13 protein-coding genes are annotated in these 12,324 nt (G+C 70.7%); 5 read left to right on the plus strand and 8 right to left on the minus strand.

Features of this window, described 5'->3' with window-relative positions; translation table 11 throughout:
• Positions 1-49 precede the first annotated feature (49 nt).
• Complete coding sequence (locus BLT23_RS29180; protein ID WP_090054645.1) at positions 50-2,230, plus strand: ATP-binding protein; 2,181 nt, start codon at positions 50-52, stop codon at positions 2,228-2,230.
• An 8-nt stretch (positions 2,231-2,238) separates the two neighbouring features.
• Here BLT23_RS29180 and BLT23_RS29185 read toward each other — a convergent pair whose 3' ends face one another.
• From BLT23_RS29185 to BLT23_RS29200, 4 genes are all read right to left on the minus strand, one after another.
• On the minus strand, positions 2,239-2,847 hold the full coding sequence (locus BLT23_RS29185; RefSeq protein WP_090054647.1) for a LysE family translocator: 609 nt from the start codon (positions 2,845-2,847) through the stop codon (positions 2,239-2,241).
• Positions 2,848-2,910: 63 nt separating this feature from the next.
• Positions 2,911-3,492, minus strand: coding sequence for a DUF4232 domain-containing protein (locus tag BLT23_RS29190; RefSeq protein WP_176946969.1), 582 nt, complete (start codon positions 3,490-3,492; stop codon positions 2,911-2,913).
• Positions 3,493-3,518: 26 nt separating this feature from the next.
• The gene (locus BLT23_RS29195) at positions 3,519-4,190 is read right to left on the minus strand and encodes a response regulator (RefSeq protein ID WP_090054652.1); all 672 of its coding nucleotides are present in this window, start codon (positions 4,188-4,190) and stop codon (positions 3,519-3,521) included.
• Positions 4,187-5,695: an ATP-binding protein gene (locus BLT23_RS29200; RefSeq protein WP_245744295.1), complete on the minus strand. Its 1,509-nt coding sequence runs from the start codon at positions 5,693-5,695 to the stop codon at positions 4,187-4,189. Before BLT23_RS29200 ends, BLT23_RS29195 begins: the two co-directional genes overlap by 4 nt.
• 205 nt (positions 5,696-5,900) lie before the next feature.
• Between BLT23_RS29200 and BLT23_RS29205 the strand changes: the two genes are divergently transcribed.
• From BLT23_RS29205 to BLT23_RS29220, 4 genes are all read left to right on the plus strand, one after another.
• Positions 5,901-6,872 (plus strand): Bug family tripartite tricarboxylate transporter substrate binding protein, encoded by a 972-nt coding sequence (locus tag BLT23_RS29205; RefSeq protein ID WP_090054655.1) that lies wholly within the window; start codon positions 5,901-5,903, stop codon positions 6,870-6,872.
• A complete protein-coding gene (locus tag BLT23_RS29210) occupies positions 6,869-7,360 on the plus strand; it encodes a tripartite tricarboxylate transporter TctB family protein (protein ID WP_090054657.1) in 492 nt (163 codons plus the stop codon). Before BLT23_RS29205 ends, BLT23_RS29210 begins: the two co-directional genes overlap by 4 nt.
• The gene (locus tag BLT23_RS29215; protein WP_090054660.1) at positions 7,353-8,849 is read left to right on the plus strand and encodes a tripartite tricarboxylate transporter permease; all 1,497 of its coding nucleotides are present in this window, start codon (positions 7,353-7,355) and stop codon (positions 8,847-8,849) included. The genes BLT23_RS29210 and BLT23_RS29215 overlap by 8 nt, the downstream gene beginning before the upstream one ends.
• A gap of 78 nt (positions 8,850-8,927) precedes the next feature.
• Positions 8,928-9,278 carry a helix-turn-helix domain-containing protein gene (locus tag BLT23_RS29220; protein ID WP_090054663.1) on the plus strand — a complete coding sequence of 117 codons (351 nt, stop codon included), beginning with the start codon at positions 8,928-8,930 and terminating at the stop codon, positions 9,276-9,278.
• A gap of 48 nt (positions 9,279-9,326) precedes the next feature.
• Here the strand turns inward: BLT23_RS29220 and BLT23_RS29225 are convergent, their stop codons facing one another.
• From BLT23_RS29225 to BLT23_RS29240, 4 genes are read right to left on the minus strand one after another with little or no spacing between them, the layout of a single operon-like run.
• The gene (locus tag BLT23_RS29225; RefSeq protein ID WP_090054665.1) at positions 9,327-9,917 is read right to left on the minus strand and encodes a ClpP family protease; all 591 of its coding nucleotides are present in this window, start codon (positions 9,915-9,917) and stop codon (positions 9,327-9,329) included.
• A complete protein-coding gene (locus BLT23_RS29230) occupies positions 9,914-10,528 on the minus strand; it encodes a ClpP family protease (RefSeq protein WP_090054668.1) in 615 nt (204 codons plus the stop codon). The genes BLT23_RS29225 and BLT23_RS29230 overlap by 4 nt, the downstream gene beginning before the upstream one ends.
• A gap of 57 nt (positions 10,529-10,585) precedes the next feature.
• Positions 10,586-11,332, minus strand: a complete 747-nt coding sequence (locus BLT23_RS29235; protein WP_090054671.1) for an alpha/beta fold hydrolase — start codon at positions 11,330-11,332, stop codon at positions 10,586-10,588.
• Between the two features lie 52 nt (positions 11,333-11,384).
• Positions 11,385-12,224, minus strand: coding sequence for a CPBP family intramembrane glutamic endopeptidase (locus tag BLT23_RS29240; protein ID WP_090054674.1), 840 nt, complete (start codon positions 12,222-12,224; stop codon positions 11,385-11,387).
• Positions 12,225-12,324: the final 100 nt, after the last annotated feature.

A 12,324-nucleotide genomic window follows, 5' to 3' on the forward strand; every position in this document is an offset into this window, starting at 1 on the left:
AGCAGCCCGCCTGCCGCACTCCCGGGCCGGGCTGAGCGAAGATGCGCCGATGACCGTTCGGGGCGATCTGACTGCCCAGACCACGACGTTCATCGGCCGTCGGACGGTGCTCGCCGACGCCGGGGCGCTGCTCGGCCGCGCCCGGCTGATCACCCTCACGGGTGTCGCCGGGGCGGGCAAGTCGCGCGTCGCCGAGGAGATCGGGCGGGCCGCGGAGGGAGCCGGGGCGTTCCAGCACGGTGTCCGGGAGGTGCGGCTCGCCGACCTCGGGGACGCCGCGCTGCTCGCGCGCACCGTGGCGGCCGAGCTGCAGATCGTCGACAACTCGCAGGACAACGGGTTCGGGCGGCTCGTGGAGTCGTTGTACGACAAGCACCTGCTGCTCGTCCTCGACCACTGCGACCACCTGCTGGACGCCGTCCGGCACTTCGTGCACCACCTGCTGCGGGAGTGCGAAGGGCTCACCGTCCTCACGACCTCGCGGGAACGGCTCGGCGTGTACGGCGAACACGTGGTGCAGGTGCCGGGGCTGGGCGACGAAGCGGTGGAGCTGTTCCTGGAGCGGGCGGCCACGCCACCGGCCGAGGACGAGATGCCGGCCGTGAAGGCGCTCTGCCAGGCCGTCGGCGGACTGCCGCTCGCGGTCGAACTGCTGGCCGCACAAGCACCGGCGGCGCAGGTGGCCGAGGATCTCGGAGCGGCGACGCTGGACGACGTTCTCAGCTGGACTGCACAGCGGTGCACAGAGGAGCAACGGCTGCTGTGGGCGGAGTTGTCGGTGTTCCCGGCCGACTTCGACCTGGCCGCCGCCGAGGCGGTCGCAAGCGGGACGGTCCCACGCGACAACGTTGCTGAGGCGTTGGACGAACTGGTGCGCAAGGCGATCGTCGTGGCGTCCACCAGCCAGGTCAGCGGACGCACGCGCTACCGGGTACCGAGAGCGGTGTGCGAGTTCGGCGCCCGCCTGGTCCCGGACACCGACGCACGGCGGCGGCATGCCCTGCACTACAACGCGTTCGTCGACGAGGCGGCGCGGTTGTGGTTCTCGCAGGACGAGACGTTGTGGATGGGCCGGCTGCGGGAGGAGTGGCCGAACGTCCGCGCCGCCATCGGGTACGCGCTGGCCACGCCGGGGCTGGCCGAGACCGGCACGCTCATGGCGATGAACGTGCAGCGCACCCGGTTCACGGCCTCCGCTGGCAGGCTCGGTCAGGCGCGCGACCTGCTCGCCACGGCCCGTGAGGTGATCACGGAGGCGCCGCTGCGCACGTCGTTGCTGGCGCACTGCGCGTACATGGCGCAGGCGCTGGGAGACATGGCGACGGCGATCCCGTTGATGAACGAGGCACGGTCGTTGCCGCGCCAGCCCACGACCGACATGAACGTGCTGATCGTCGAGGCCACGCACCTCTTCCTCGTCGAGGGCTCACCGGACTGCGTGCCGTTGTACGCGCACGTCGTCGAGCTTTGCCGCCAGTACTCACCGGCCGGTGACACCTACTGCGCCGAGCTGATGCACGCGATGGCGTCGTGCTTCCTGCTGGACGCCGAAGCCGCGGACAAGGCCACGACGGGGTTGCTGAGGACCGCGGAGAACAACGGCGTCGAGTGGTCACGTGCCTGGGGCCTGTGGCACCGGGGCCTCTACGAGCTGCTGCACGGCGACCCGGTGCAGGTGTACGCGCTGGCGATCGAGGCGCTGCGGACCCAGCTCGCGATCGGCGACGCGTGGGGCCCGGCGTACAGCCTCTGGTTGCTCGCCTGCACGTGCGCCGAGCTGGGGGCTTTCGACCGCGCGGCACGGCTGCTGGGCGCGTTGCGGTCGCAGGAGCGGCTCGCGCGGATCTCGTTCGGCACGATGAGCCCGTTCCGCGCCGTGCTGGAACGGGCGGACCGCACCGTGCGCCGCGCGCTCGCCGACGACTACCCGGTGACCACGACCCTGGGCGCCGACCTGCGGCCGGACCAGGCGATGGCGCTGGCCCTCGAACCGTTGCCGGACGCGGAGCGCCGTCCGCCGAAACCGTTGCTGCCGGGCGGGTTGACGCGGCAGGAGCTCACGATCGCCGGACTGGTCGCGGAAGGGCTGACGTCGAAGCAGATCGGCGCGCGGCTGTTCATCTCACCGCGCACCGCGGACCGGCACGTCGTGAACATCCGGGTGAAGCTGGGGCTGCCGACCAGGGTCGCGCTCGCGGCGTGGCACCGCGAGCAGCAGGGGAGGTCCTGAGTGGACGGTCAGCGCGCGTCGGCCGCTGTCTTCAGGCCGAACGCGATCAGCGCGGACGCGGACAGGCGGTCGAGCAGGGTCCGTTGCCGCAGCAGGAAAGCACGTGCCCGGCCCGCCGCGGTGATCAGGACCGGGAACCACAGCAGGCCGATGCCGAGGTGGATCGCCACCAGCACGACACCCCACGCCGGTTGGCCGACCGGCAGGAACTGCGGCAGCAGCGAGAGGTAGAAGACGCCCGGCTTCGGGTTGAGCAGGTTCGTGAGCAGTCCCACGCGGACAGCCGCGCGCACCGACGGCACGGGTGCGGGCTCGTCGATCTCGGTGGGCCCGCGCGAGGCCCACAACGCCTTGACGCCCAGGTAGACCAGGTATGCCGCGCCGAGCCAGCGCACGACGTCGTAGGCCAGTTCGGACGCCTGCAGCAACGCCGTCAGGCCGACCAGTCCCGCGACCGCCCACACCAGGCAGCCCAGCGTGCTGCCGACCACGACGCCCATCGCGGCACGGCGGCCGACGAGCAGGGCGGTGCGCAGCACCAGCAGGGTCTCCAGGCCCGGCGTGATGACGGTCAGGAGCGCGACGAGCGTGAAGCTGAGCAGCGCGGCGGTCGACATGCCGTCATGAGAACACGGAGAAACCGGCCGACCGCCGAGATTTAACACGCCCGACACCGGACGTCAGCGGCGCCAGGCCCGCACGCCCATCCTGCCGGTGCTGCCGAGGTCGATCAGCAGGTCGTTCCCGCCCGACTCCGGCACCAGCGCCTGCCACGCGCCGTCCGGCGTGAGCGCGATGTCGGCGTGGCCACCGACCAGGGGCGGCTCGACCGACGTGTGCGTGTTGCGCCACAGGAACGCCGTTCTCGCCCGCTCCCCCGGCTGCACGGTGACCGACTGGGGCGGGTCGTCGAAGCCCGCGAGCACCGCGATGCCGCCCGAGCCGGGAACGATGTCGACCGCCAGCGGCCGCCACTGGTCGTCGTGCAGCTTGACCTGCGGATACCCGTTGAGCTCCACGGGTTGCGTCCCGCAGTTGAGCAGCTCGACTGGCATCACCCGCAGCCCCGACGCCGCCTCGACCTCGCCCGCGGTGAACTTCAGGCCGGTGCCGCAGGACTCGGCGCTCGCCGACGGCGCGGCGAGCGTGCGCTGCTGGACGGGTGGCGGTTCCTGCACCGGCGGCACCGCGCTGCGCGCTCCGCACGCCGTCAGGACGACGAGCGCAGCCGACAACGCGAGAATTCTGCCCCCAGTTCTCATGTCCGCGATCATGCCACGGCGCCTGCTCAGGTCAGGCGGTAGCCGTGCGCCGGCCGGTTCGCCATGCCGTAACGGGGCTGGACCTCGGCTTTCCCGATCGACACCAGGTGCTCCAGGTACCGGCGCGCGCTCACCCTGGACAGCCCGGCCCGGTCGGCGACCTCCTGCGCCGACAGGTCCGTCTCGCAGTCCCGCAACGCGTCGATGACCAGCCGCATCGTCACGGCGGACAGCCCCTTGGGCATCACCGCCGTGCGCGGCCGGTGGTGCATCAGCTGGTCGACCTCGTCCTGGTCCAGGACCTGCCCGAGCCTCTGCACCTCGATCCGCTGGGCGAGGTACTCGCGCATGCGATCGAGGAACGCCGTGCGGGTGAAAGGCTTCACCAGGTAGTTGTCGACGCCCCTGGACATGGCCTGCCGCACCGTCTCCCGCTCGCGCGCGGCCGTGACCGCGATGACGTCGACCGGTGTCCCGCTGCGGGCGCGCAGCCGTGCCAGCACCTCGAGCCCGGAGATGTCGGGCAGGTGGATGTCCAGCAGCACCAGGTCGGGGCGCAGCGCGTCGACCGCCCGCAACGCCTCACCGCCGCCGTGGGCCTCCCCGACCACCTCGAACTCGGGCATCGCCTCCAGGAAGCCGCGGTGGATCGCGGCCACGGCGAAGTCGTCATCGACTACGAGCGTCCGCACGCTCATCGGTTCCCCGTTTCCGGCAGCCACACGTCGAACGACGCGCCGCCGAGCTCCGAGTCGCGGATCTCCACCCGGCCACTGCGCCGGGTCACCACCCGCGACACCAATGCCAGTCCTATACCCCTGCCGTGCGCTCCCTGAGCGTCCTTCGAGCTCACGCCCAGGTCGAAGATACGGTCGCGTTGCGACTCCTCCACGCCGGGACCGTCGTCGTCCACGACCACGCGCACCCCGTCCGCCGACGAACGCACGAGCACGCGCACGGTGCCGCCCGTCTCGACCGCGTCGACGGCGTTGTCCACCAGGTTCCCCAGCACCGTCAACGCGTCGTCACCCGCCCTGGTGTCCACAGCGCTCTCCGGATCGAGTCTGAGCCGCACGCCGCGTTCGTGCGCTGTCGACGACTTGGCGAGCAGCAACGCCGCGAGCGCGGGGTCCGCGTTCGCGCCGTCGATGATCTCGGCTGAGACCGAGCCCGCGCCACCCACCCTCTCGATGTAGGACACGGCGTCGGCGCTGCGGCCGAGGTCCAGCAGGCCGCCGATGACGTGCAGGTGGTTCGAGAACTCGTGGGCCTGCGCTCGCAGCACCTCGGTGACGGTGCGCTGGCCGTCCAGCTCGCGCAACGCGTCGTGCAGCTCCGTGCGGTCGCGCAACGTCAGCACGACCCCGACGGCGCGGTCGTGCGTCTTGGCGGTGCTGCGGTTCGCGACCAGCACCCGTTCACCGGCGAGGACGAGCCGGTCGACGACGTCGTCCTTGCCGCGTGCCAGCTCCAGCAGGCCGTCGTCGAGGACCTCCGCCGCGAGCCGTCCGCTCGGGTCCTCCGCCAGGCCGAGCAGCCGCATCGCCTCGTCGTTGACCAGGGCGAGCCTGTCCCGGTCGTCGACGGCGACGACGCCCTCGCGGATGCCGTGCAGCATCGCGTGCCTGGTCTCCAGCAGCTGCGCGATCTCGGCCGGTTCGAGCCGGAACGTGCGCAGCCGCACGTGCCGGGTGATCAGCGCCGCGCCCAGCACACCGATCAGCGCGGCGGTCGCCAGCCAGCCGACCAGCTCCGGCAGGTCCTCCGCGAGGTCGTCGGACAGCTCGCTCTCCAGGATGCCGACCGACGCGATGCCCAGGATCTCCCCCTCGCGCGAGCGCACCGGCACCTTCGCGCGCAACGACGTGCCGAGCGTCCCGGTCTCGGTGCCGACGAAGATCTCGCCGGACAACGCGACGCTGGGGTCCGTCGAGACCCGCTCGCCGATGCGGCTCGGGTCGGGGTGCGAGTAGCGGACGCCGCGCCGGTCCGTGACGACCACGTACGTCACGTTCGACGCCTTCCGGATGACCTCGGCCAGCGGCTGGATGGTCACGGTCGGGTCGTTCGCCCCGAACGCGTCGATCACCGTGGGTAACTTGGCGACACTCTCCGCGACCGACAACATGCGGTCTTTGTACGACTCCCGGATCCGGTCGCTCTGGAGCTTGGCGGCCAGCAGACCGGCCGCTGAGGTGGTCATCAGGACGATGACCACCTGCAATGCCAGTAACAAGGCTCCAAACGACACCGTCCGGCGAGACATGGCTCGAATTCTGTCGTATCGGCTGTGAATCGTGTCACGACCTAAACGACCAATACGGTCCTTACGACCGAACACTTACGTGTAGCGCTGCGGTTACCTAGCGTCCCCGCCCAACGTTCGCATCGAAACTAGGAGTTCCTCGATGACTAGGGCCTGGAGACGAGCTGTGGCGGTCGCCGCCGCCGGACTGGTGCTCGCCGGGTGCGGCCAGTCGGCCGGCGGTGCCGGCGATGACTCCATCGCCAAGCTGGAGATCATGGCGCCCGCCGACCCCGGTGGCGGCTGGGACCAGACGGCACGGGCGATGCAGGCCGCGGTGCAGGGGGCCAAGCTCGCCGGTTCGGTCCAGGTCAGCAACGTCGGCGGCGCGGGCGGCACGGTCGGGCTGCAGAAGCTCACGTCCGAGCGCTCCGAGTCGTACCTGATGATCACCGGGCTGGTCATGGTCGGCGCCGTGGAGACCAACCAGTCGAAGGCGCGGATGGAGGAGACGACGCCGATCGCCCGGCTCACCGCCGAGGACGAGGTCGTCGTCGTCCCCGCCGACTCGCCGTACAAGACGATCGACGACCTGCTCAACGCCATCAACGAGAAGGGCAAGGCGGTGTCGATCACCGGCGGCTCGGCCGGCGGCACCGACCACATCCTCGCCGGCCTGCTGCTGAAGGCGAAGAACATCGACCCCGGCAAGCTCAACTACGTGCCGTACTCCGGCGGCGGCGAGTCGCTGGCGGCGCTGCTGGGCAACAAGGTCGCCGCGGGCATCTCGGGCGTCGGCGAGTACAAGGAGCAGATCAAGGCGGGCAAGCTGCGCGCGCTCGGCACCTCGGGCCCGAACCCGAACCCCGACGTGAACGCGCCGACCTTCAAGGACCTCAACGTCGAGCTGATCAACTGGCGCGGCGTCGTCGCACCGGCCTCGATCTCGGCGGAGGCCAAGGCCCGGCTCACCAAGCTCGTCACCGACATGCACGCGAGCGAGCAGTGGAAGGAAGAGCTCAAGAAGAAGGGCTGGACCGACACGTTCCTGACCGGCACCGAGTTCTCCACCTTCATGTTCAAGGAGATCGGCCGGGTGAAGCCCGTCCTGCAGGACATCGGGCTCGTTCCGTGATTGCCGAGAAGGTCGAGGAGTACGCGTTCGGCGGTCTGGTCGCGGCGGTCGGGGTCTTCACCCTGGTCGACGCGTCCGCGATCGCCGTGCGCGACGACAACGCCGTGGGCCCGCGGGCGTTCCCATACCTCGTGGGGGCGATGCTGGTCCTGACCGGCATCGCCACGATCGTCGCCACGGCCAGGGGCAAGCTGGGCCGGGCGGAGGAGAGTGAGGACGTCGACGAGTCGGTCCGCACCGACTGGGTGACCGTCGGCAAGCTCGTGGCCGTGCTGGTGGCGCACCTGGTGCTGATCGACGTCGCCGGCTGGCCCGTCGCGGCGGCGTTGTTGTTCTTCGGTGCCGCGTGGGCCCTGGGCGCGACCTGGTGGCGCGCCCTGGTCGTCGCGGTCGTGCTCGCGCTCGTCGTGCAGGTGGTCTTCGCTTCCGGTCTGGGCCTCTCGCTGCCCGCCGGGATCTTCGAAGGGGTGCCGCTCCTCGATGGATAGCATCACCGCGCTCCTGGAGGGCTTCGCGACCGCCGCGCAGCCCGAGTACCTGCTCTACGCGCTGCTGGGCGTCACGCTCGGCACCGCGGTCGGCGTCCTGCCGGGCATCGGCCCGGCGATGACGGTGGCGTTGCTGCTGCCGTTGACGTACACGCTGGACCCGACGGCCGCGTTGATCATCTTCGCGGGCATCTACTACGGCGGCATGTACGGCGGTTCGACGACGTCGATCCTGCTCAACACCCCCGGCGAGTCCGCGTCCATCGTGACTGCCCTAGAAGGCAACAAGATGGCGAAGGCGGGACGGGGCGCGGCGGCGCTCGCGACGGCCGCGATCGGGTCGTTCGTGGCGGGCACCATCGCCACGCTGCTGCTCACGCTGCTCGCGCCGACCATCGCGGACGTCGCGGTGCAGCTCGGCCCCGCCGACTACGTGGCGCTGATGGTGGTGGCGTTCACGACGGTGGCCGCGTTGCTCGGCTCGTCCCCGTTGCGCGGCTTCGCGTCGCTGGGGCTCGGCCTGTTCATCGGGCTGGTCGGCACCGACACGCTCACCGGTCAGCAGCGCTACACCCTCGGGGTGCCGACGCTGGCCGACGGCATCGACGTGGTCGTGGTGGCGGTCGGCGTGTTCGCCGTCGGCGAGGCGCTGTACGTGGCCTCGCGGATGCGGCACGGGCCGATCGAGGTCGTCCCCGTCGGCGGCAAGTGGATGACGGGCGAGTTCTGGAAGCGCTCGTGGAAGCCGTGGCTGCGCGGCACGTTCATCGGCTTCCCGATCGGCACCGTCCCCGCCGGTGGCGCCGACGTGTCGACGTTCCTGTCCTACGCGGCGGAGAAGAAGCTCTCCAAGCGGCCGGAGGAGTTCGGCAAGGGCGCGATCGAGGGCGTCGCGGGACCGGAGGCGGCCAACAACGCGGCGGCGGCGGGTGTCCTCGTCCCGCTGCTGACGCTGGGCCTGCCCACGACGGCGACGGCGGCGGTGATCGTGGCGGCGTTCCAGAGCTACGGCATCCAGCCGGGACCGTTGCTGTTCACCAACAACTCGGCGATGGTGTGGGCGCTCATCGCGTCGCTGTACATCGGCAACGTGATGCTGCTCGTGCTGAATTTGCCGCTGGTGAAGATCTGGGTGAAGGTGCTGCAGATCCCGCGGCCGTACCTGTACGCGGGCATCCTGCTGTTCGCGGCGCTGGGCACCTACGCGGTGAACTTCGTCGCGGACGACCTGATCGTGCTGCTGGTGATCGGTGTCGTCGGCTTCTTCATGCGGCGGCACGGCTACCCGGTCGCACCGCTCGTGGTCGGCCTGATCCTCGGGCCGATGGCGGAGGAGCAGCTCCGGCGCACGCTGCAGATCAGCGAGGGTGACCCGGGCGCGCTGGTCGCGAGCCCGTTCGCCGCGGTCACCTACGGCGTGCTCATCGTGGTGACGGTCGCGGCCGTCGTGGTGCGGGTGCGTCGCAAGAAGGCGGACGCACTGGTCTGACCGGTGCGGCGAAAGGGGCGTTCTGCTGACAGCGGAACGCCCCTTTCGCTCGCTCACGATGCTGTCACGATGGTCCGCATGGCGGAGATCCTGGACTTCAAGCGCACTCCCGAACCCCTGTGGCGGGAGGCTTTGGGCCGCAAGCTGCGCGAGACGCGCGAGGAGCTGGGCGAGCGCCTCGTCGACGTGGCCGACCGCGCGGGCATCTCGGTGCAGTACCTGTCCGAGATCGAGCGGGGCCGCAAGGAACCGTCGAGCGAGATGATCGCGGCGGTCGCGGGCGCCCTGGGCGTCGACCTGGCCGACCTGCTGATCGGGATCGCCGGCCTGGTGCGCCACGGCTACGCGGTGCGGACGCACGGGACGAGCCAGTTCCACACGTCGCGCCCCACGGGTCGTCCGTCGGGTCCCGTGCTCATGGCGGCCTAGGCGCGGGTCCGCACCCCCAGGACGGACCCGCGCAAAGCCCGGCACCGCCTACCCCCGTCGTTCGAGCACCCGGTCGACGAGCCCGTACTCGACGGCGCCGGGCGCGTCGAACACGCGGTCCCTGTCGGTGTCGTGGCGCAGCTGCTCGACGCCGCGGCCGGTGTGCTTCGACAGGATCTCCTCCAGCTGCGTGCGCACCCGGACCACCTCGTCCGCCGCGAGGATCAGGTCGGGGATGGTCCCGCGCCCCTGCGCGGCGGGCTGGTGCAGCACGACCCTGGCGTGGGGCAGCACGGCGCGGCGCCCCTCGGCACCCGCCGCCAGCAGCACGGCCCCGGCCGCCACGGCCTGGCCCACGCACGTCGTCGCCACCGGCGCCTCGATGTAGCGCATGGTGTCGTAGAGCGCGAGCATCGCCGCCGGGTCGCCGCCCTCGCAGTTGATGTAGAGGTTGATCTCGGACTCGGGGTTGTCCGCCTCCAGGTGCAGCAGCTGGGCGATCAACGCGTTGGCGACACCCGAGTCGATCCCGGTGCCGAGGTAGACGATCCGTTCGGACAGCAGGTGCGAGTAGACGTCCATGACGCGCTCGCCCCGCGCGTCCCGCGTGATGACGTTCGGAATCGTGTAGGTGCTCATGCGACGGCTCCCGAGTGCAGTCCGAGCTGGTGCGTGCGCACGGGCACGACCTGCGTGAGATCGCTGACGACGTGGTCGATGAAGCCGTACTCGCGCGCTTGCTCCGTGGTGAACCACCTGTCGTGCAACGAGTCGGTGAACACGCGGTCGAACGGCTGCCCGGTGTCCTCGGAGATCAGCCGCAGCACGGTGTCCCTGGTGTGGCGCAGGTCGTCGGCCTGCACCTCGACCTCGACGGCCGAACCGCCGATGCCCGCACTTCCCTGGTGCATCAGGATTCGCGCGTGCGGCAACGCGAACCGCTTGCCCTTCGTCCCCGACGACAGCAGGAACTGGCCCGCGCTGCACGCCAGCCCGAGCGCGAGCGTCGCCACGTCGCACGGCACCAGGCGCATCACGTCGCGGATGGCCAGCATCGCCGGCACCGAACCGCCCGGCGAGTGGATCCACAACGCGATGTCCCGATGCGGGTCCTCACTCGCGAGCGACAGCATCTGGGTGGCGAGCACCGTGCCGTTGTCGTCGTCGAGACCGCCGTCGAGCACCAGCACCCGCTGGGCGAAGAACCGTTCCCTCAGCCCGGGACTGAAGAGCTTGTCGTTGTTCGTCATGGCATCGACGATGCCGGTGCGTTCCCGCCGGGCGCCGGTTTCTCTGCTGTGGGCAGATCAGCTCACAGCAGCCCAGAAGTCGCGGAGCACGCGGGCACAGCCCTCGGGGTCCTGCAGCATCCAGAAGTGCGTGAGGTTCGGGAGCTCGTGGAACCGGGCGCCCAGCCGTTCGGCGACGGCGCGGTCGTGCTTCAGGTTCGCCATCGGGTCTCCGCTCGGGGCGAGCACGAGACCCGCCGCGGTGGTGGGGCTTTCGCTGGCCTCGCCCCAGTCCGCGTACGGGTTGGGCCACGCGGACCGGTACAGGGACAGGATGGCCGCGTCCATCTCCTCGTCGTGGATCTCGTCGACCTCACGGCCCAGCTCGGCGCTCATCCCGCGCGGCTGGAGCGCGTCCCCGAGGCTGAACCCGCTGCCGGTGGGAGCGTTTCGCAGCCCGGCCAGCATCTCCTCGCCCTCGGGGCTCTTCTGCCACAGCTCGGCGATCTCGTGCCAGCGGTAGCCGGGGTGCCAGCTGTAGGCGATGTCGGTGACCCAGCTGCGGACCGGGACGTCGTAGGCGGTGACGACACGCAGGGTCAGGTGGCCGCCCCAGTCGTGGCCGACGAGGTCGATCGGCCCGCCGATCGCGCGCAGCTCCGCGGCCAGCCAGGCCGCGTACCCTTCCTTGTCCCGCACGTCCTCCGGCCGCTCGACGCCGAAACCCGGCAGCCGCAGAGCGGTGCCGGGTTCTGGGATGAACTCGCGGATCGGGTCCCACAGCGAAGGCGTCTCGGGGACGCCGTGGACGAACACGATGGTCATGACTGCGTGAACGCGTTGGTGTGCAAGGCCGTTCCCGCTCGTCTCGATACGGTCACCGGCTCGGCTGAGCGACGAGCGCGGCCTCGGGGGTGGAGCGACGGCGGCGGGACACGATGTTGCCGCGCCGCTTCGCCAGCCGCATGAACGCCACCGTCACGACGACACCGGCCAGCACCGCGTACGCGCTCGCCTCCGGACCGAACTCGCCACCGCTCACCAGCAGCGGACCGGACGTCACGCTGTCCAGCAGCCCCTGCGGGGCCTCGGTGCCGGAGACGCTCGCGCCGAAGATGCCGCCCTGGACGTAGTTCCAGCCGAAGTGCACACCGATGGGAACCCAGAGGTTGCGCGTGGCGGCGTAGGCGGCGGCCAGCATGAAACCGGCCGAGATGGCGATGGCGGTCGAGGTCCACACCGTGGCGTGCGGGTTCATCATGTGGATCGCGCCGAACAGGACTCCGCTCAGGAGGAGAGCCGCCCACGTGCCGATACCGCGTTCGAGGAAGCGGAACAGGATGCCGCGGAACAGCAGCTCCTCCGACACGACAGCGGCGGCCTGGAAGCCGAAGAGCGCCACCGCACCACCCACCGAACCCATGCCGAGCACCTCGTACCCGCCGAGGAAGGCGATGTTCGCGATCACCGCGGCGAACATCCCGCCACCGATCAGGAACCCGCGTCCGAGGGCGGGGACAGCGCCCCGCACGGCGATCTCGGCGGGGTCGCGGCGTTCGGTCCACCGCACGACCTTGCCGTAGACCCAGAGCGAGAGCGCTGCCATGACGAGGCCGAGGACCAGCGTCGCCGGCACGTTCCACCCCGCGAGCCCCACCACCGCGCTGCTCGCGAACGAGACGAGCAGAACGGCCCCGAGCTGTGCCAACAGTCGCATTCTCGTTCCTTCTCAAGTCGTCGCGGCCACCGTGCCGCGCTGACAGGAACACTATGGAAACGGGCAGCCGCGAACGTCACCTCGGAGCGGACATTCGCGT

The sequence above is a fragment of the Lentzea fradiae genome, assembly GCF_900100955.1.
Taxonomy (GTDB): domain Bacteria; phylum Actinomycetota; class Actinomycetes; order Mycobacteriales; family Pseudonocardiaceae; genus Lentzea; species Lentzea fradiae.